The sequence below is a fragment of the Bacillus sp. 103mf genome (assembly GCF_900116295.1).
Lineage (GTDB): Bacteria > Bacillota > Bacilli > Bacillales > Bacillaceae_G > Bacillus_A > Bacillus_A bruguierae.
The window spans coordinates 12145-31628 of the sequence record NZ_FPAF01000003.1 but is presented as its reverse complement, the minus strand read 5'-3'; the positions used below and the strand labels follow the sequence as shown (position 1 = coordinate 31628).

Genomic DNA, 19484 nt, shown 5'->3' with positions numbered 1-19484 from the left:
CCCTTATTATAACAAATAGCAAAACATAATTGCTATACTTTTCTAAAAAAGAAAATCATTTTTTCACATACAATAGCCCTTCGCTTCTTTTTAAGCAAAGGGCTATATATTGATGCTAATTTAATGAACAATGAGACTTCGTTTTTCATAATCACCAAAGAAAAGAAGTGAAAAATAGCTGCTCAACGTTTTACTTTACTTCAATATCAGCGGAATGAATATGATGTACGACCCCGTCTTGATCTTCAAGTATAAGGACACCATCAGCCGTAATCCCTTTTGCAATTCCCATAATTATATTTGTCATCGTACGCGCTGTAATTTCTTTTCCGATACTCACAGCGTAACTCTCCCAAAGAAGCTTAATAACTGAAAAACCACGTTCTAAATATTCTTTATATAGCTTTTCCATCTGTAAGAAAATTTGCTGCATAAGTTCAGCTCGTACAATCGTTTTTCCGGATTCAATTGCTAAAGAGGTGGCAATGTGCTGGATATCTTCAGCAAAATGCTCTTGCTTTTGATTCACATTAATGCCAATTCCAATAATAACAGCATTAATTTTATCAGGATCTGCTTGCATTTCTGTTAAAATGCCAACAACTTTCTTCCCATTAATTAAAATATCATTCGGCCATTTAATGCCGACGGAAAGATTTGTGCATTTTTCAATTGCCTGCGCTACGCTAACAGCAGCTAACAATGTTAATTGCGGTGCTTGATGAATCGGAACTGTTGGGCGTAAAATAACGCTCATCCAAATTCCTGTCCCTTTTGGTGAATGCCATTTTCTGCTTAATCGGCCACGACCTGCTGTTTGCTCCTCTGCAACAACAATCGTTCCTTCAGCCGCTCCTTCATAAGCAAGACGAGCTGCGATTTGCTGTGTAGATGTTACCGACTCTTCAAAGTATACCGTTCTGCCTAAAAACTCTGTTTGTAAACCAAGCTGAATTTCATTTGCCGTTACTTTGTCCGGTTTACTTGCAATGCGATAACCTAGGCGTCGTACAGCCTCTAACTCATATCCTTCTTCCCTAAGAACCTCCATATGTTTCCATACGGCTGTTCTTGAGCATCCAAGCTTCTCGCTAATCGTTTGTCCCGATAGAAATTCACCATTAGCTTCAGAAAAGATTTGCAATAACTGTTTTCTTATAGCAGATTGCATCTATGCAGCCACTCCTTTATACACTCTTTCTCATTTTTTAATCGTCCATATACGACTTCTTCTTCAATTTTTTGCAATGCATTAGCAACCCACGGTCCCGCCTGTTCCTTTGACCATGATAATAAATCATTCCCGCTGACTTGCAATTGTTGACGATTACAAATTGGTAAATCATCATATACTTTCCCTATATGCTCAACATTCGAATTTAAATATGTATTCATGATTCCTTCATATACGCGCTCTGCCATAACGGCAACATCTTTCCCAGCTTTATATAATAAACATGCATCCCACTCTTGTTTTTCTCGCGCTTTTACATATAATAAAACAGATACAATTTCCTTTATTTTTTTATTCGAAAATTTCCATTGTCGCAAAAAAACAGATGGATGTTCTTCCCTAACGCAATATAGAAAGAACGCCCATGCTTCAATGTCATTTTTAAAAAAGCTCCAATCATGTTTCGCTGCTTTTGAGATGAAGTCCCCGCACATTTGTAAATAAGGTAAGTGCTCATATAATTTTGTTTCTACCAATAACTGAAGCGCTTTTGCACAATGTGTACCGACAAGTAACTTTTCAAATTCAACTGCAATTCTTTCAATTGCGATATGTTCCAGTAAATGTCCGTATTCTATAGTGGCTTGTTTTGTTCCTTCTTCTATTGTAAAACCTAGTGTACTAACAAAGCGAATGCCGCGCATCATTCGCAAGGCATCCTCTTGAAAACGGTCTACTGGATTCCCGACAGTTGCAATTTCCTTCTTCACAATCGCTTCTTGTCCACCAAATAAATCAACTATTTCTCCCGTTTCTTTCATAGCAATTGCATTCATTGTAAAATCACGGCGCTGTAAGTCCTCATCTAACGAACGAACAAATTGCACACTGCTAGGACGCCTGAAATCTTCATAATCTCCTTCTGTTCGAAATGTTGTTACTTCATATGGAATGTCTTCTTGTAAAACAATAACTGTCCCGTGTTCAATTCCAACAGGAACATGACGTGGAAATAGACGCATTACATCTTCTGGCAAAGCTGATGTCGCAATATCGATATCACCAATTGGTCTACCAATGATAGAATCGCGCACGCTCCCACCTACAAAATACGCTTCAAAGCCGTTTTGTGTTAACGTCTTAATAATTGAAGACGCTTGTTTAAATCGTTTCATGTTTGTCATCCCTTAATATGTCATAATAAATTGCTTCATATTGCGAAACAATCTTTTCTGAGCCAAATTGCTCATACGCCACTTGCATGGAACGCTTGGCCATTTTAGCATGTAATGCATCATCTTGAAGAAGCTGTATTGCTTGCTGCGAGGCGCCTTCTATATCTCCTATTTCACATGTATATCCCGTTTCTCCGTGTTGAATGACTTCAGGAATTCCGCCAATACGTGTACCAATACAAGGGACACCGCACGCCATTGCTTCCAGTAATACGAGTCCAAAACTTTCTTTTTCAGACAACAGCAGCATGAGGTCGCTCATTGCCAGAAGCTCTGCTACATTATCTTGTTTTCCTAGAAATAAGACCCTGTCCTCAATTCCTAACTGCTTCACAAGATGAACAATCGTACAAAACTCAGGACCGTCACCAACAAGTAATAATTTTGTTTTTACTTGTTTTACAATGAGGGCAAATGATTTCACAACATCATGAACACGCTTTACCTTACGAAAGTTCGAAATATGAATGAGTACTTTTTCGTCTTCTTGTATTCCATATTCTTTTCGTAACTGTGACATATCTCGCTGAAAATACACACGCTCATCAATAAAATTATAAACTGTTTCAATTTCTTTTTGCGTGCCTATTAATTCATACGTTTCTTCAATAAGTGAGTGTGATACGGCCGTCACAACATCCGATTGTTCAATTCCAAAACGAATTAAATTATTTAGAGAAGGATCAGACCCTAATACAGTGATGTCTGTTCCATGCAATGTTGTTACAATTTTAATATTCTCGCCAATCATTTGCTTCGCCAAATATGCGCAAACTGCATGTGGAATTGCATAGTGTACATGCAGTACATCCAGCTTTTCTCTCTGCGCTACTTCTGCCATTTTACTTGCTAACGCTAAGTCATACGGAGGGTATTGAAAAACAGAATATTGATTCACTGTCACTTCATGAAAATAAATATTCGGATACACTTTATTTAAACGAAATGGTAATCCTGATGTAATAAAATGAATTTCATGTCCGCGCTCCGCTAATAATTTTCCTAATTCCGTCCCAACCACTCCAGAACCGCCAACAGAAGGATAACAAGTAATCCCTATTTTTAATTTCATTTTTCTCCCCCTATTAAATCTTCATCTAATAGAATTGGTCTTTTGCTCATAAACCCTTCTGCATACTTCACGCCAACTTCTTTTCCAAACATTTTCTCCCGTGCTACAACTGTCTCTACATATCCTTCCGTCAACGGAGTAATCACACCGTCCGGTCCTTTTGTAAACTGACTTTCATACGCTTCTAGCGCAGCAATCTTATCAGAAATATAAGAACTAGTATCGATACAAAAATCCGGTTTATGAAAACCATTAATCATGTAGAAATAGAGTGATTGTACCCGATGCGGCGCAATTTCCGGCATATATTTACGAATTCCTGCTGAAAATATAGCTTCTTCTACAAGTTTTGCACAGTTTGCATGATCCGGATGACGATCTTCATAAAATGGTACGAACACAAGCTGCGGTTTATATGTACGGATGATCTTCACAATCTCTTGAATATACTCTTCCTTCATATAAAGGCCTCGATCTGGTATCGCTAGGTTCATACGCTTCTGTACACCAAGTATGCGAGCTGCTTCTATCGCTTCTTGTTTTCTAAGCTCCACTGTTCCGTTAGAAGAAAGATCCGCCTCTGTTAAATCACAAATTCCAACTTCATACCCTTGTTTCGTATATTTTACAATCGTACCTGCCATGCCGATTTCAACGTCATCGGCATGGGCACCAAAAGCTAATATATGTAATCCGTTCATGTTATTCCCCTCATTTTCGTAGCTTTCGATAATCTAAATCGCCTCGCTCTAATGCATGCATTAAAAGCTCCGCACTTGCCATATTCGTAGCAAGTGGAATGGAGTATACATCACACAAGCGAAGAAGTGCATTTACATCGGGTTCATGCGGTTGTGATGTCAATGGATCACGGAAGAAGATCACCATGTCTAAATCGTTTTTTGCAATCATTGCACCAATTTCTTGATCTCCACCAAGCGGACCGGATTGATATCTTGTCACAGACATACCTGTCGCCTCCATAATTCGAAGACCTGTCGTTCCTGTTGCAAACAACATATGTTTCTCTAAAATAGGCTGGTAGGCATACGTAAACGAGACCATATCATTTTTCTTTTTATCATGGGCAATTAAGGCAATCTTCATCTTCACTTTCTCCTTTAGTCAATAATATTTTCTAAACCATATACAAGATGATCTAAGTTCATCACTGTTTCAATAGAAAGTTTTACTCCTGACATAAATGATGCACGGTTAAAGGAATCATGGCGAATTGTTAACATTTGTCCATCTCCGCCAAATAGTACTTCTTGATGCGCAATTAATCCTGGTAAACGTACGCTATGAATATGGATACCATCAACATTTGCACCGCGTGCACCTTCTAGTTGTTCTGTTTCATTTGGATGCCCTTGCTGTTTTGGCTCACGATTTTGACGAATTAAATCCACTGTTTTCACAGCTGTGCCAGACGGAGCATCTAATTTTTGGTCGTGATGTAATTCAATAACCTCAACATCTTGGAAATATTTCGCTGCCATTTGCGAGAATTTCATCATTAAAACAGCTCCAACTGCAAAGTTTGGCGCAATGATCGTACCAACTTGTTTTTCTTTTGCATTTTCTGTTAAATGTTGTAATTCTTCTTCTGTAAAACCTGTTGTTCCGATAACAGAACGAATGCCTCGCTCTACTGCAAGTGTTACATGTTTTTTTCCAATTTCCGGTGTTGTTAAATCTAGTAAAACATCGGCTTCTACTTCATCTAAACAAGTATGTAAATCTGTATAAATTGGAGCATCTATGTTAGGTAATCCAGCAATATCAGAAATTTTCTTTCCACCATGTTTATAATCAACAGCAGCAACTAAATTGAAATGCGGTGTTCTTTCCATAAGAAGTACCGCCTCTTGTCCCATACGTCCTCTTGGCCCTGCAATAATTACTTTAATCTCTTTCATTTCTCTTTCTCTCCCTCTTCTTTACGCGTCCAGCGATCTTTATCACGCGTATTAAACTTTTCCATAACTATATTATGAGCCGTTTCTAAATCAATGTTTAAACTATTTGCCATGCAAATCATCACAAATAACACATCGCCAAGCTCTTCTTCAATTGTACGCTCTTTTTCTGTGCTTTTCTTTGGCTTTTCACCATAATAATGATTAATTTCTCTCGCAAGCTCTCCCATCTCTTCTGTCAAACGAGCTAGCATCGCCAGCGGACTAAAGTATCCTTCTTTAAATTGACCAATATATGCATCTACTTCCTTTTGCATATCTTTCATTGTTTTTTGTTCCATGTTATTCACCTCTAATCCTTCCATTATCATGTTAGCCAATTCATAACGATTTGACAAATGTTATCGCTTATTTATCGCATTTTTGAGGATACTGATTCCCTTCTGACTTTGAAAGGACGATTCCCTCTTTCTCCATGCTTACTATGTGTGAAGTTTTCTTGCCAATTTTTCTATATATTACGTATACTATCCATAAGAACAAGCTAAGATCATTACTACATACTAGGGGGATTCGCATGAAATTAAATTTAAAAATGAAAAACATTCTTTTCATTCTAGTTGGTTCTGCTATTTTCTCATTTGGCATCGTCAATATTAATATTGAAAACCATTTAGCAGAAGGCGGTTTTACTGGGATTACATTGCTGCTTTACTTTCTATTTTCACTGGATCCTTCCTATACAAACTTACTCTTAAATATACCAATCTTTTTTATCGGTTGGAAAATGCTCGGTCGTGCAACATTTTTGTACACATTAATTGGGACATTTAGTGTTTCATTATTTCTTTGGGTTTTCCAGCGTTATGATGCGTTAAATTTACATTTAAACTTACAAAATGATATGACACTTGCCGCTTTGTTTGCTGGTTTATTTATCGGGGTTGGATTAGGGATTATTTTCAAGTATGGCGGCACAACAGGTGGTGTTGATATTATTGCACGGTTAGCACATAAATATATCGGCTGGAGTATGGGAAAAACGATGTTTATGTTTGATGCCGTTGTCATTATCTTATCAATCCTTACATATTTATCATACCGAGAAGGAATGTATACATTAGTTGCTGTCTTTATCGGTGCAAAAGTCATTGATTTTATGCAAGAAGGAGCCTACGCTGCAAAAGGAGCAACAATTATATCTGAGAAAAATGATGAAATTGCCGAAAAAATTTTATCAGAGATGGACCGCGGAGCAACTTTCTTAAAAGGAATCGGTACATATACAAAAATGGAACGACACGTTTTATATTGCGTGGTTGCAAAAAATGAAATTGTAAAACTGAAAAGTATTATTACATCTGTTGATCCTCATGCTTTCGTTGCAGTAAGTGACGTACATGACGTAGTTGGTGAAGGATTTACGCTGGATGAGAATAAAAACCCGTTACATAATTAATGAAGAAGATTCTTCGAAATCACTCATTTTTTTCTAAACAAAAGACAAGAAAAGCTTTCGAATATGAGAGCTCTTCTTGTCTTTTTGAATTTTAAAAGAAAAATTTTGTTTTTTGTTATCCTAAAAAGCCTTCATTGAGTTACTTTACCCGTCGTACTTTTAGAATTCTTATGACTTCAAAAACTAATTATTACTATATTGAACTATTTTTTTATTGTATTATATTTCCTAGAGATTATATATTAAGTTAGGGAGTGGGACTATTTGACTACTGAGACTCTTATGTTATCAAGTAAAGAAATATATGTATTAACTAGTATGTTAATCATGAAACAATGATTGGAATCATGATAGCAAACAGGATTCGGTAAAAGGTCGAATTAAATCTGGAATCGAAATTATATTAAATAAAATCTTTTAATTTTCTTGGGAGATGAATATGGAAAAATATCACGGAAAAAGCACAGAACAAATTATTCAAACATTGATGCCCTTTAGTGTTAGATCAAGTGTCATTATGGTGTGGGTTGTTATTAACTTTATGATCTTAACACCATTTTTATTTCCTCCGACCTTTACCATATATTTATATGTAATTTTACCTTTTCTTTTGATATCTAATATATGGGGTATTTGGTTATTTTTTTATAAACCACATGAGTTAAGATTAGTACATATATTATATAATGGATTCATGGGAGCAACTTTTTCTTTCGGAAGTTTTATAGTGATTCAAAAGTTTGCTTATACTTTTATTAAGATTGAAACACCACTTTTTTTTATTGTTACTTTTTCGCTTTACATTTTTACAATTTATAAACTAATCTCTCTTGGGATAACAAGTTTTTTAAGACGATTAAACAATGAGGAAACAAACAACATAAAAATTTCTCCAATTGTTTATTTTTCAGGACTAGGATATATTATTGGACAGATATGTATAGGTTCATTATCGCAAAATGGTTTAGCAATCCTCTTAATTTTAGTCTTTTCTTTCCTGGCTGTTGTGTTTGGTATATATGGTGTATATCTTTATTTTTATTTTGACCTAAAAAAGCAACAAAACAAGTTAGATTCCTTTAATTCTTAACTTGAGTTGAGCAAAATCCCTTACACATATTTGCAAATGAAAAAGTGTATAAAAAGAGAGATAAACAAATCCCTTCGGTAGAATAAAAGCGCCAACCCATAGTTAGCCATTATCGATGACTCCATTTGTCAGAAGACTCAGCCTTTTTCATAAGCTGAGTCTAGTATTGAGGCTTGCAAATTTCATTTCTCTCACACCGAAGGAAAATCTGTTTTGGAAAGGGTTATTGGCAAACTGGTTAGATGAAGAAGTGGATAAGAATTAGATAAAATCTTTTAATTTTTCATGAGGTGCATAATGGACAAATATAACGGCAACAACATAGATGATTGTATACGAATATTGATACCATATGATATAAGAAATATTATCGGGGCCTTCGTATGGTTTTTTATGAATTTTTTGCTACTCATCATTCTATTCATATTTCCGCCGTACAGTATATACTCTTACACGGCTCTTCCGTTTTATGTAATATGTAATCTATGGGGAATTTGGATTTTGTTTTATAAGCCTCGGCAGCCTCAATTGCAACATTTACTATATTCCGGATTTGTTGCATCTAGTATTTCATTGTGCAGCTTTATAGCTGTTCAAAAATTAGCTTACGAATTCGTAGAACTAGAATCACCTTTATTTTTCATCCTATCGCTGATAGCATATGGTTTAGTTGTTTATAAATCCGAGTTATTCTGGATTAAATATTCTACAGCCCGCTTAAGGAGAATAACTGATGAAGATGTAAAAGTTCCTAAAATAGTACTCTTTTCAAGTTTAGGCTATATTATCGGTCAAGTTAGTATTGGTTTTTTAAGCCAAAAATCTATGGCGATCGTGCTGATCATTATCCTTTCATTTATTTCAATTGTTTTCCTGGCTCTAAGTACACATTTGTATTTTTATTTTGATTTCAAAAAACAATTCATTACTTCAGGACATTCAAAAATAGTACATCCTCAAAAGAAACCTAAACTTACAAGAAAACAAAGAAGACAATCCATGGCTTCAAGGCATGTCAACATACCACATTCCAAAAAAATCCTAAACTTACAAGAAAAGAAAGAAAACAATAATATTTGATTATGAAACAATAGAATAACTATAAAGAAGGCAACTTAACATATAAATGCCAATAAAAAAACCAACACACCCCCTCTCTTTTTAGGGGGAGAGAGCATCTGGCCGTGCATAGAAGCGGCTAGAGCCTTTTCCTGCCACATGCCATGTTTTAAAAAAAGGAGAAAATGAATGTAAATTCTATTGTATTTCGATAGCAGCGACTTAGATATCGAAAAATCAAACTAAATATGCTCCCTCAACTTTTCTAAATCCTCATAAATCAAATCCAATAAACTGCGATTATAAAAAATGGAAGCGGGGTGAAATGTCGGGAAAATTGTATAGGTTTTCTCTGTCCACGTATAGGTTGTGCTATTAGGATCTGCTAGTCGCCGAACAGGTTGCGTAAATATTTGACCATGCATCTCTGACACCTTTTTGTCTGAACCAGCTAAACGTTTCAGTGCAATGTTTCCTAGTGTAACAATAATAGGTGCATAAATATGCTCAATTTCGTAATCTAAAATCGAAGCATGAGCAAGTATTTCCTGCTGATTTGGCGTACGATTATATTTACGCTTCACGATTTCTCCGTTCCGTTCTCGTTTCTCCCCCCATTTATATGGCCGGCTACGCACTGCACTCGTAATGTATACTTCTTCTCTTGTTACACCAATCCGTTTTAAAAAATCCATAAGCTGCTTACCAGCTCTTCCGCTAAAAGGTATCCCGTTATAAATTTCTGTTTCGCCCGGTGCTTCTCCCACAAGCATCATTTTTGGATTTTGTGGCCCCTGTCCATATACAAAGCCTTCAACAGGATAGGGAGACATTCGCTCTCTCGCTTGCTTTACTAATAGCTCTGGATATTTCATGTTTATCACCTCTTTCATGTTATACTTTCATCTTTTATCCTGTTATAATCATGAAAACAAAAATACAAAATAAAAAGGCTATCAAATTCGATAGCCTTTAATCATCATTACGTTGCATTCCTGTATAAATTAATACAAGACGAAGCAGTTCAAATACTGCAACGGCCGCTGCTGCGACATACGTAAGAGCTGCTGCATTTAATACTTTACGAGCTTGACCATATTCGTCCGTTGTTACAATACCAAGCGCTTCAATTTGCTTCATTGCCCGTTTTGATGCATCAAATTCAACTGGTAATGTAACAAGCTGGAATAATACCCCGCCTGCTATCAAAATAATTCCTAATAACAACAAATTTGCCATATGCGCAAACATACCAATCATAATAAAAACCCACGACATGTTTGAGCCAAAATTTGCGACAGGAACAAGTGCATGACGGAAACGCATAAAGTTATAATCTTTTGCATCTTGAATCGCATGCCCAACTTCGTGTGCAGCTACCGCTGTACCAGCAACAGAATGACTATAATAGTTGTTCGTCGATAAACGAACTGTTTTCGATCTTGGGTCATAGTGGTCCGATAAATGCCCTGGCGTTTCTTCTACCGCTACATTGTACAAACCATTCTCATCTAAAATCTTACGAGCCACTTCCGCTCCGGTCATACCAGAAGTTGAATACACTTGTGAGTATTTACTATATGCGCTGCGTACTCTAGATTGTGCATACATCGGTATGATCATGATGATAGCAAAGTAAATCAAGTAAAAACCCATCATGAACCTCCCATAAAATTTTGTTGTATAGTAATAACCATTCTATTTTCTTCCCATAACATTGTCAACAAAGAAACCTTACAACATCGTTTCTATATTTCACTTCGTTTGAAAACAAACTTATCTATTTTTTGAATGCAGTGTACTTTTTTGTTTCTCTTTTTCTCCTTTATATTTTCTCCAACCAACATACGTTAATGTAAAAATAATAATACCTCCTGTTACAGTCATAAACCATATAAGCGAAGAATCTATCTCATCCTTTTTCGCCGTGCGAAAAATTTTCTTCATGTCATCTTTTATAATCTTCACTTGTGTTTGGCCGCTCTTATTTCGGATCATCATATGACGAAATTCGTCTAGATACGACAAATGAGAATTCACACGTTGCAACTGTTCCTCCGGTAAGGCAAGCATTAAACTTGGATAAATAATATCAAATTCGTGCAAAAATACATTTAATGCTTGTTGAAAACGATCATGTTCTTCCTTTTGCATTGCATTTTCCATTTTTCCAAATGTACTCATTATATTTTCTTCCCGTTCCATCCAAAGCGGCTGATATTCTGATATTTCAGCATCTAACACAAGACGAAGTGCGAGCACATCATCTATTTTAATTTGTTTATCAGTTCCTTGTCCTTCTAATGATTGTAATGCTCTATCATAAGCAAGAGAAATCACGCGAATATGCTCCGGTGCTATTTTCTTTTTTTGATTGACCGTTAAAAATTGCTTTGAAAAATATGTTAACAGTTGCGTCGCTTTGTCATACTCTTCTTGTTTTACAAATAGGAGCGAGTCATCTAATAATCCATTTAGCTCATTCCATGTAGCTGCATATATCCGAATAGGAAACAATATAAACATAAACGCTATGATTCCAGCTAATACTTTTTTCATTCTTGTCCCCCCTATAGCTTCTAGTTCAATATATGAACTAGTGGACAAGAATAGACCTTGAACCTATCCCGATTAAAGTGAGAGGTTTATGTTATCAAATAAAAGTTAATATACAATATTCCCCACCGATTTTTGGTAATTTTATTTTAGCTGTTGTAACCTCCTACATGCAATCCTCTCTTTTTCATAAAAAAACGATATAGAAAATAACAACAAGCACTCCCAAACAAAATAAGTAATAAAATGATACAGGCAGCATGCATAAAGAATTGCTCTGGTAACATACGAATAATCGGATCAGTCTCTGGATCAAACAACCAATAATCGTTTTGGAAGAGAAGTTTATGAAAAAATACAAAACTCTTTTCAAAATTGATTGCGATTGGGAGTATGAGTACGATTGGAAATACAATTGTAAGAACCCCTGCATACAACAAAAACTTTTCTTTTTGTTTCCGTATAAGATAGACTCCCCCGCTAAAAGAGATACAAATACTTATATACATAGCATATTGAATTGCAACAAGAATATTTTTCACATCAACAAAATGAATTCTTCCCTTCTCGGACATATCTAAAGTTGGGAAATGTAATGGTTTATTATAAAAAGGAGAAAAATAAGTAATAAGCGCATTATAATTTTGAATAATTACTTCTTTTGTCATACTTGCTGTTTCAGGAATATTTAACATATCAATCTCTATGTAATAAATTTCTTTCCCATATACAACACACATGACTGCTATTGAAAAAATACAAAAGGCGATACAAAAAGGAACAATGCATAATAAGACTCCATTCCAAATTTTTGAATATACGCTATGTGAACTCATTCATCTTCCCCATTCCCTATTTTTTATTTATCCCGCTTTAACGGGCAGTAAGAACCCCACCTCAAGATACAAAGGGAAACAAAGAAGATAGTTGGGAGGGGTAACTGCCCATAAAAGCCCGATTGGTTCAACTAACCATCAGTGGGGGATAACCCGACCCCCACTGATGGAAGTTTCACTTTATAAAGAAAACGTTAGTCTTTTCTCTCTTAGACAAAAATAATATGTAGTAGCTAAAACAACGATACTAAGCCAAAATGTAAAATAGCCAATTTGTCGGTCATACATATACATGACACTATATTTCGGCATTTGTCCCCATAAATAATCCACAACATCATTATGCAATGTCCATATAACTGCAATAATAAAATGCCAATATTTCATTCGATAAAATGGTGCGTATAAAAGTCCTTGTACAGCCATTGCAAGATGAAAAACAATGAGTGTATATCCTTCTATTCCAATATAACCGGTTATAATAAGAGTTAATACATTTACTACAACTGCCCAAATCCCATATTTGACCAATGTCACAACTGCTAACGCTTCCATTAGACCCCAATTTTTCTTTTGTATAAACGCAATTAATACAAAAACAAAAAACAAACTTGCAGTCGGACTATCTGGAACAAACGGCCAAAAAATAGCCGGCGTTTCTATCAATTGGCTTTTATACCAAATGTATCCGTAAATCGTCCCCAAAATATTAATAATAAGCAAAAGCCATAGAAAAGAACGTTGTCTTAATAACAAATATATAAACGCCAAAATGTAAATACCTCAACTTTCCAAAAATGAACATCACTTTGATGCATGAATCGTAACAAGAATGCATCGGGCTACAATCCCACACTGATAAAAGTTTTACTTTATTATAGCAAATTCCTTGCTCAAAATAGAAAAACTGACTACAAAGTTGTAGTCAGTTTTTCTATTTTGAACAGTAAGACCCCCACTAATGGAAGTTTCACTTTATTTTTTGTTATATTTCTCAATAAATGCCGATAGTTTCTTCAACTCTTCATCTGTTCCTTTAAAAACACCTTTTGGCATTGCACCTTTTCCATCTTTTGCAATTTTCGCAATTTCTTCTGGCTTTAATGTCAAGTTTTGCAATGCTGGTGCAGCTGCTCCCCCTTGCAAGTTTTCACCGTGACATGTTAAACATGTATTTTTTTGCATAATTTTATAACCGTCATCATTCTTATCAACTTGTACTGTTTTTACAATTGCACCTTGCTTTTTCGCTGCTGCCCAGTCATGCGTAGCAACAGATTCCCACGTTAGGAAAACGATGGATGCCAACGCTAAAAGCATAAATCCTGTTGCAACTGGACGTTTAAACGGACCGCGTTCTGGCCCCCGGTCAAGAAATGGAGCAAGTAATAATGCGCCAAATGCGATGCCTGGCATAATAAATGCGCCAATGACCGTATACGGACCAGATGCATAAGAATACTTTAACAATTGATACAGAAATAAGAAATACCAATCTGGAAGTGGTATATATCCTGTATCTGTAGGATCTGCAATTCTTTCTAGTGGCGATGGATGCGCTACCGTCAAACAAAGATAACCAATTAAAAAGACGGCACCAACCATCCACTCTTTTAATAAAAAGTTTGGCCAAAACGCTTCTGTTTTGCCTGGATATTCTGAATAATCTTTCGGAATATTCGGTTTTCTGACAGCAGGTACTCGCGAATCTCCGACAAACTTCATCCCTTTGCCGCGATGCATAGTCTCCCTCCTTTAATTATGTTCTGTTCTCCCTTTAAATCAAATAACATCTTATAGTGGACCAGAAATACCTTGTTTGCGAATCATGATGAAGTGAACTGCCATTAATCCTAGAAGTGCAGCTGGCAAGAAGAATACGTGAATAGCAAAGAAGCGAGTTAATGTTTGGGCACCGACAATTTCGGAGTGGCCGGCAAGCAACGTTTTTACATAAGGTCCAATAAGTGGTGTTTGTTCTGCAATTTGAATCCCTACTTTTGTTGCAAATAATGCCTTCATATCCCATGGTAATAAATATCCTGTAAAACCTAATCCTAACATAACAAAGAAAATAAGAACTCCGACAATCCAGTTTAATTCACGAGGCTTTTTATAAGCACCTTGAAAGAAAACTCGAAGTGTATGTAAAAACATCATCACGATAACGAGACTCGCTCCCCAGTGATGCATACCGCGAACAATTTGTCCATATGCCACTTCATTTTGTAAGTAATAGACAGATTCCCACGCATTTTTAATATCTGGTACATAATACATTGTCAAAAACATTCCTGATAAAATTTGAATGACAGTTACAAAAAATGTAAGACCACCAAAACAGTAAACAAAGGCAGAAAAGTGATGCGCTGGGTTTACATGTTCCGGCACTTCATGGTCTGCAATATCGCGCCACAAAGGCGTAATATCAAGCCGTTCATCTACCCAATCATAAATTTTATTTAACATCTACTTTGCACCCCCTTGTGGCTTCGCTTTACCTAAATAAAGCGTTCCATCTTTCACCTTTGACTCATACACATCAAGCGGCGCAAGTGGTGGTGTTCCCTTTACGTTCTTTCCGTCTTTCGTATAACGCCCCCCGTGACACGGACAATAAAATTGATTTGGATGTGACTTGTCCGAATTCCAGTTTACTGTACACCCTAAATGCTTACAAATTGGAGAGAATGCTACAATGTCTCCGCTTTCCTCTTTGTGTACCCAAGCTGACTTTGGTTCTTCTGATTTATACCAACCGTCAACTTGTTTTACCTTAAAATCGAAGCGTTTCGGTTCAGCCGTAATATCTTTCACTTGCGCGACTGCAACCATCTCCCCCCCTGCTTCTTTTCTTAGAACTGGGTCAAGCGCAAAACGCGTCATTGGCATTAAAATCCCTGCCGCCATAAATCCTCCTACACCGGTAAGAGTGTAGTTTAAAAACTGTCTTCTTGACACCCTATGTTCTCTCTCACTCACGAAAATTTCCCCCCTCTATCAGAAATTGTCCCCCGTGAAAAATTGAAATAAAAGATAAAGACTAGGACACTATCATGATATAATACCCTACTACATTGGTCAATATCATACTAATCCCAATTATTAAAACCTTCTATTAATTATTTATTTTCCCATTTTTCAGTTAATATTTCCATAATATTTTTTATTTGCGCATGAATTATTTCTCTTTTCGCTTGATCACTGAGCTGTTCTAGCGGTAGTGCTGGTAGGCAAAATAATTGTTCTGTTAAGTCGTATTCAAATTCTTTCCAAGAAAAGTCACCCGTAATTAACGCAATATGCTGCAAACCTCTCTCTTTTAAATAGTTCGTCCAATCAAGTAGACGTTGCCTCTCATTTGCACACGCTCCTTCTACATACGTAAATGCTGGTAATAAGAATACTCTACCTTTATACTCCCTCTCTAGCTCTCTAGTTAAAGCTGAAATAAATTCTCCTTCTACAGCAGCTGCTTTCATTTCCTTTTCAAATGAAATTGAAAGCAGCGGTATAATTCCTGTATCAATATATTCTCTTGTTTTTTCGTATTGTACTACATCTGCTACAGCCCATTGCACACTCAATAGCCCCCTTTTCCTCTTATTCCTACTCTAACAAACTATATGACTTATATGTTAAAAAATTGAAATGAAAACATATGATTACAAAACAGTTTACTTTATTTCTATTAAACCATACAGATAAAGGTAAAAAAAGAAAAACCATCTATAAAAGACGGTTTTTCTTTGGAATAGTCTAAAAATTGTCAAAACTAACTTTCACAGAGAAATTTATAAGCGTTTTAACTCGCCTGTTAACCTGCGAAACGCTTCTTCATCTTGAGTATCAAGTGCCTCGTCAATTCGTTTCAAAAGTCGTTCTTTCCGAAATGAATATACACTTTCCTCTAAGAATCGCTCTGCTAATAAACGATCTTTTTCATTTACTTCGATATTCTTCGGTAAATATGGATTTTCTTCTAACACCGCAACATAGTTCGCATTTTGAAAAGATGACTTAAAGTTAAGCTGAATATAAATATCTTCATCTCTGTTTAAGCGAATATCATGAAAGGATTTTTCCGCATCAGTCGTCATTACATTTTGTTTATAAAAATGAAACGGTAAATCTTTCACACAATTTGCTGACATCACCAGCCCACGCGGACAATATTTCGCATGCTCTACAAAATGCACCTTATCCATTAATTGATCGTGACTCATTAAATAATTTAAAATCCAAACACATTCTCGCTGTTTCAGTTGATAATTATTTAAAAACCATTTTACGAAATCTTTCTTTTCGTTCACAGAAACAGGGGTATTCATCGCACTTAATCCCTCCTCTGCCCTTCTTTTTTCTTTTTACATTCAAGAAGCAGCATTAAGTTTCCTTCCAACTTAAGAAAAATCTTCTAAATTATATAATAATTCTTCGATATGCGTTTGCGTTGGATCTAGTTGTAATAAACGTATAAATACTTCTTTCGCCTCTTTTCGCAATCCCTCTTCTAACAAGAAGTAGCCGTACTCCTCTAAGAAGTCTGGATGATTCTTAAAAGAAGTATATGCACTTTGGTAATGTTTTAATGCATCTGAATACAATTCTAATTGTTTTTTCGCATAAGCAATATCCCAAAGTAATTGCGTGTCCATTTCTCCGTTATCAATAGCTTTTTCTACAACAGTAATAATCTCTTCATACCTTTCTTCTTCCTTTAAGATGTATGAATATTTCAATGTAGCACCTAGATGTGCAGGATCAAGCTCTAACGCTTTTTTTAGCGCATCTTCCGCTTCATTTCTTCTCCCTAGTTTCACTGCAATGTTAGCAAATTCTACATAAAACGGTATCGATAATTCATCAATTTTTATTCCTTCTTGAAGCGTTTCATAACTCTCCTGAAGCATTCCTTCTTTTTCATAGCATTTCGCCAAATACATATATAAAGAGGCATACTCTGGATCTAACTCTTTTAATTCTTCCCATACACTGATTGCTCTTTGATACTGTTCTCCTTGATATAGCGTAAACGCAAATCCAAATAAGGAATGAATGTCCTTCTGTTCTTCTAAACCTTCCTCATAGTAAGAAATCGCTTCATCCCATTGCCCAAGTGCACTTAAATTTTCAGCTAAACGAAGCGGAACAACGACACCGCCCATCACTTTGTGTTCTGGAAGTAATGATTCATAATATGGAATTGCTTTACTATCTTCTCCTTTACTGCTATACAATTCGCCAAGTCCGAAAGCAACTACTGGCTCATCTGGCATCATTGCTTTCGCTTTTAATAATTTTTGTTCCGCTACTTCATCAAAACCTTGCATTTGATATAAATCAGATGCAAGTAATAGAGATTGAACATATAATTCATCATTCTCTGGAATATCGTGAAGTACTTCAATCGCTTCATCTTCTTTATCTAAATCAATATATAACTCTGCTAAAAATAGCGTAAATTCACTTTCTTCTGGATATAGCAAACGTAGATCTTCTGTTATTTCTAGCGCTTGATCTATAAATCCTAGTGTATAGTAATAACGAGCAATATCGTACTTTTCTTCATCCGTACTTTGTTTTACTTGTTCTGCTAATAGTTGTAACCCTTTCTCTACTTCCCCATTTTCAATATATGTAACAGCTTGTTCAAACTTTTGCATAACTCGCTCCTTTAAATAAATACTTATGTAAATTCCATAATAAACAACTGCTTCTGTGTAATCAACCGTGATGATGACGAAAAGAACCTTCTCAAAAAGAAAAGATTCTTTTAGCTTTGTAGCATGTGTAACTGTTGAAAGAAATTTGGATATGACACAGCTACCGCCTCACTATTTTCAATGATAACTTCTCCATCTGCTATACACGCTGCAATTCCTAACATCATACCAATCCGATGGTCCCCATAACTATTTACCATATTTCCGTGTAATTGCATTTTACCACGCACAATCATACCATCTTCTGTCGCTTCAATATTTGCTCCTAATTTCTTCAATTCATTAACAACTGTATCAATACGATTCGTTTCTTTTACTTTTAATTCCTCTGCATCCTTAATTACAGTTATCCCTTCAGCTTGCGTTGCTAACAATGCTATAATTGGAATTTCATCAATGAGTCTTGGGATAAGCGTACCACCAATCTCTATCCCTCTTAGCTGTGAGGTTTCAACTGTAATATCACCGCATGGTTCAAACTCTTCATTCCGAATATTATCTATTAACAAATTGGCACCCATTTGGGATAGTACATCAAGAATCCCCGTTCTTGTTGGATTTAACCCTACATTTTTCAGGACAATTTTACTATTTGGTACAATCGCACCTGCCGCTAAGAAAAAGGCAGCTGAAGAAATATCTCCTGGCACCTCAACATTTGCGCTAGAGAGCTTTTGTTCACCCTGTAATGATACAGTTAATCCGTCAACAGTAACATCGCAACCAAATGCACGTAACATACGCTCTGTATGATCACGAGATTGTAATGGTTCTGTCACAGTTGTCACGCCTTTCCCTTGTAGTCCTGCAAGGAGAACAGCTGATTTCACTTGCGCACTTGCTACAGGAGAAGAATAATGCATACCTTTTATATTCCCTCCTCGAATCGAAAGAGGAATAAACTGTCCATCTTCTCTTCCATCGATTTTAGCACCCATTTGACGAAGGGGGGCTGTAACACGTTTCATCGGACGTTTTCCAATTGAAGCATCTCCAATAACTGTACAATGAAACGGTGCATTTGCAAGTATACCAAGCATTAACCGAATTGTCGTTCCTGAATTCCCAACATCTAGTACTTCTGTTGGTTCTACTAATCCTTGTAATCCTTTTCCATATACAGTGACATCGGTACCATTTTGTTCAATCGTGATGCCTAACTTTTGAAAACAAGCAATTGTACTTAAGCAATCTTCACCTTGAAGAAAATTTGTAATCCTTGTTACCCCTTCTGCAATCGCCCCAAACATGACAGCACGATGCGAAATAGACTTATCTCCAGGAACAAAAATCGTTCCGTTTAATCCATTCTTAAGCTTTGTTAATCGTTTCACCTCTATCACCTCTATATCATG

22 protein-coding genes are annotated in these 19484 nt (G+C 36.0%); 3 read left to right on the top strand and 19 right to left on the bottom strand.

The annotated features are described in order from the left end of the window. Positions 1-190: 190 nt before the first annotated feature. From BM350_RS09680 to BM350_RS09650, 7 genes are read right to left on the bottom strand one after another with little or no spacing between them, the layout of a single operon-like run. Positions 191-1171 (bottom strand): biotin--[acetyl-CoA-carboxylase] ligase, encoded by a 981-nt coding sequence (locus tag BM350_RS09680; RefSeq protein ID WP_090912512.1) that lies wholly within the window; start codon positions 1169-1171, stop codon positions 191-193. Further along, on the bottom strand, positions 1156-2349 hold the full coding sequence (locus tag BM350_RS09675; protein WP_090912514.1) for a CCA tRNA nucleotidyltransferase: 1194 nt from the start codon (positions 2347-2349) through the stop codon (positions 1156-1158). The genes BM350_RS09680 and BM350_RS09675 overlap by 16 nt, the downstream gene beginning before the upstream one ends. Next, positions 2336-3481, bottom strand: a complete 1146-nt coding sequence (gene bshA / locus BM350_RS09670; RefSeq protein ID WP_090912516.1) for an N-acetyl-alpha-D-glucosaminyl L-malate synthase BshA — start codon at positions 3479-3481, stop codon at positions 2336-2338. Before bshA ends, BM350_RS09675 begins: the two co-directional genes overlap by 14 nt. After that, complete coding sequence (gene bshB1 / locus BM350_RS09665; protein WP_090912518.1) at positions 3478-4182, bottom strand: bacillithiol biosynthesis deacetylase BshB1; 705 nt, start codon at positions 4180-4182, stop codon at positions 3478-3480. The genes bshA and bshB1 overlap by 4 nt, the downstream gene beginning before the upstream one ends. Before the next feature lie 10 nt (positions 4183-4192). After that, positions 4193-4588, bottom strand: coding sequence for a methylglyoxal synthase (mgsA, locus tag BM350_RS09660; protein ID WP_090912520.1), 396 nt, complete (start codon positions 4586-4588; stop codon positions 4193-4195). Between the two features lie 14 nt (positions 4589-4602). Continuing rightward, positions 4603-5403 (bottom strand): 4-hydroxy-tetrahydrodipicolinate reductase, encoded by an 801-nt coding sequence (gene dapB, locus BM350_RS09655; protein WP_090912522.1) that lies wholly within the window; start codon positions 5401-5403, stop codon positions 4603-4605. Beyond that, entirely contained in the window at positions 5400-5744 is a 345-nt protein-coding gene (locus BM350_RS09650) for a nucleotide pyrophosphohydrolase (RefSeq protein ID WP_090912523.1), read from the bottom strand. Before BM350_RS09650 ends, dapB begins: the two co-directional genes overlap by 4 nt. A 236-nt stretch (positions 5745-5980) precedes the next feature. Here BM350_RS09650 and BM350_RS09640 point away from each other — a divergent pair, with 236 nt between their 5' ends. The 3 genes from BM350_RS09640 to BM350_RS09630 all read left to right on the top strand — a co-directional run bounded on the left by BM350_RS09640 (position 5981) and on the right by BM350_RS09630 (position 9032). Next, entirely contained in the window at positions 5981-6862 is an 882-nt protein-coding gene (locus BM350_RS09640) for a YitT family protein (protein ID WP_090912527.1), read from the top strand. Positions 6863-7301: 439 nt separating this feature from the next. Then, a complete protein-coding gene (locus BM350_RS09635; RefSeq protein ID WP_090912529.1) occupies positions 7302-7952 on the top strand; it encodes a hypothetical protein in 651 nt (216 codons plus the stop codon). A gap of 285 nt (positions 7953-8237) precedes the next feature. Next, positions 8238-9032, top strand: coding sequence for a hypothetical protein (locus BM350_RS09630; RefSeq protein ID WP_090912531.1), 795 nt, complete (start codon positions 8238-8240; stop codon positions 9030-9032). A 221-nt stretch (positions 9033-9253) separates the two neighbouring features. Here BM350_RS09630 and BM350_RS09625 read toward each other — a convergent pair whose 3' ends face one another. The 12 genes from BM350_RS09625 to aroA form a co-directional block, all read right to left on the bottom strand. Then, entirely contained in the window at positions 9254-9886 is a 633-nt protein-coding gene (locus BM350_RS09625; protein WP_170857674.1) for a uracil-DNA glycosylase, read from the bottom strand. 97 nt (positions 9887-9983) lie between these two features. Then, positions 9984-10667 (bottom strand): zinc metallopeptidase, encoded by a 684-nt coding sequence (locus tag BM350_RS09620; RefSeq protein WP_090912533.1) that lies wholly within the window; start codon positions 10665-10667, stop codon positions 9984-9986. 120 nt (positions 10668-10787) lie between these two features. Continuing rightward, positions 10788-11570: a sporulation protein YpjB gene (gene ypjB / locus BM350_RS09615; protein ID WP_090912535.1), complete on the bottom strand. Its 783-nt coding sequence runs from the start codon at positions 11568-11570 to the stop codon at positions 10788-10790. A gap of 146 nt (positions 11571-11716) precedes the next feature. Continuing rightward, positions 11717-12403 carry a lipoprotein intramolecular transacylase Lit gene (locus tag BM350_RS09610; protein WP_090912537.1) on the bottom strand — a complete coding sequence of 229 codons (687 nt, stop codon included), beginning with the start codon at positions 12401-12403 and terminating at the stop codon, positions 11717-11719. A gap of 180 nt (positions 12404-12583) precedes the next feature. Next, positions 12584-13174, bottom strand: a complete 591-nt coding sequence (locus BM350_RS09605; protein ID WP_090912539.1) for a lipoprotein heptaprenylglyceryl N-acetyltransferase LhaT — start codon at positions 13172-13174, stop codon at positions 12584-12586. A gap of 204 nt (positions 13175-13378) precedes the next feature. Continuing rightward, entirely contained in the window at positions 13379-14146 is a 768-nt protein-coding gene (locus BM350_RS09600; RefSeq protein WP_090912541.1) for a menaquinol-cytochrome c reductase cytochrome b/c subunit, read from the bottom strand. A 51-nt stretch (positions 14147-14197) separates the two neighbouring features. Continuing rightward, positions 14198-14872 (bottom strand): menaquinol-cytochrome c reductase cytochrome b subunit, encoded by a 675-nt coding sequence (gene qcrB, locus BM350_RS09595; protein WP_020059592.1) that lies wholly within the window; start codon positions 14870-14872, stop codon positions 14198-14200. Beyond that, a complete protein-coding gene (gene qcrA / locus BM350_RS09590) occupies positions 14873-15385 on the bottom strand; it encodes a menaquinol-cytochrome c reductase iron-sulfur subunit (RefSeq protein ID WP_090912543.1) in 513 nt (170 codons plus the stop codon). Between the two features lie 140 nt (positions 15386-15525). Next, positions 15526-15984 carry a YpiF family protein gene (locus tag BM350_RS09585; RefSeq protein WP_090912545.1) on the bottom strand — a complete coding sequence of 153 codons (459 nt, stop codon included), beginning with the start codon at positions 15982-15984 and terminating at the stop codon, positions 15526-15528. Between the two features lie 213 nt (positions 15985-16197). Further along, positions 16198-16734: a ReoY family proteolytic degradation factor gene (locus BM350_RS09580; RefSeq protein ID WP_090912547.1), complete on the bottom strand. Its 537-nt coding sequence runs from the start codon at positions 16732-16734 to the stop codon at positions 16198-16200. Between the two features lie 72 nt (positions 16735-16806). Then, the gene (locus BM350_RS09575; RefSeq protein ID WP_090912550.1) at positions 16807-18069 is read right to left on the bottom strand and encodes a tetratricopeptide repeat protein; all 1263 of its coding nucleotides are present in this window, start codon (positions 18067-18069) and stop codon (positions 16807-16809) included. 110 nt (positions 18070-18179) lie between these two features. Next, positions 18180-19469, bottom strand: a complete 1290-nt coding sequence (gene aroA / locus BM350_RS09570) for a 3-phosphoshikimate 1-carboxyvinyltransferase (protein ID WP_090912659.1) — start codon at positions 19467-19469, stop codon at positions 18180-18182. Between the last annotated feature and the right edge of the window lie 15 nt (positions 19470-19484).

Coding starts and splice junctions, on each gene's coding strand:
- BM350_RS09680 (WP_090912512.1), bottom strand. CDS start 1,171: ATGCAATCTGCTATAAGAAAACAGTTATTGCAAATCTTTTCTGAAGCT.
- BM350_RS09675 (WP_090912514.1), bottom strand. CDS start 2,349: ATGAAACGATTTAAACAAGCGTCTTCAATTATTAAGACGTTAACACAA.
- bshA (WP_090912516.1), bottom strand. CDS start 3,481: ATGAAATTAAAAATAGGGATTACTTGTTATCCTTCTGTTGGCGGTTCT.
- bshB1 (WP_090912518.1), bottom strand. CDS start 4,182: ATGAACGGATTACATATATTAGCTTTTGGTGCCCATGCCGATGACGTT.
- mgsA (WP_090912520.1), bottom strand. CDS start 4,588: ATGAAGATTGCCTTAATTGCCCATGATAAAAAGAAAAATGATATGGTC.
- dapB (WP_090912522.1), bottom strand. CDS start 5,403: ATGAAAGAGATTAAAGTAATTATTGCAGGGCCAAGAGGACGTATGGGA.
- BM350_RS09650 (WP_090912523.1), bottom strand. CDS start 5,744: ATGGAACAAAAAACAATGAAAGATATGCAAAAGGAAGTAGATGCATAT.
- BM350_RS09640 (WP_090912527.1), top strand. CDS start 5,981: ATGAAATTAAATTTAAAAATGAAAAACATTCTTTTCATTCTAGTTGGT.
- BM350_RS09635 (WP_090912529.1), top strand. CDS start 7,302: ATGGAAAAATATCACGGAAAAAGCACAGAACAAATTATTCAAACATTG.
- BM350_RS09630 (WP_090912531.1), top strand. CDS start 8,238: ATGAGGTGCATAATGGACAAATATAACGGCAACAACATAGATGATTGT.
- BM350_RS09625 (WP_170857674.1), bottom strand. CDS start 9,886: ATGAAATATCCAGAGCTATTAGTAAAGCAAGCGAGAGAGCGAATGTCT.
- BM350_RS09620 (WP_090912533.1), bottom strand. CDS start 10,667: ATGGGTTTTTACTTGATTTACTTTGCTATCATCATGATCATACCGATG.
- ypjB (WP_090912535.1), bottom strand. CDS start 11,570: ATGAAAAAAGTATTAGCTGGAATCATAGCGTTTATGTTTATATTGTTT.
- BM350_RS09610 (WP_090912537.1), bottom strand. CDS start 12,403: ATGAGTTCACATAGCGTATATTCAAAAATTTGGAATGGAGTCTTATTA.
- BM350_RS09600 (WP_090912541.1), bottom strand. CDS start 14,146: ATGCATCGCGGCAAAGGGATGAAGTTTGTCGGAGATTCGCGAGTACCT.
- qcrB (WP_020059592.1), bottom strand. CDS start 14,872: ATGTTAAATAAAATTTATGATTGGGTAGATGAACGGCTTGATATTACG.
- BM350_RS09580 (WP_090912547.1), bottom strand. CDS start 16,734: ATGAATACCCCTGTTTCTGTGAACGAAAAGAAAGATTTCGTAAAATGG.
- BM350_RS09575 (WP_090912550.1), bottom strand. CDS start 18,069: ATGCAAAAGTTTGAACAAGCTGTTACATATATTGAAAATGGGGAAGTA.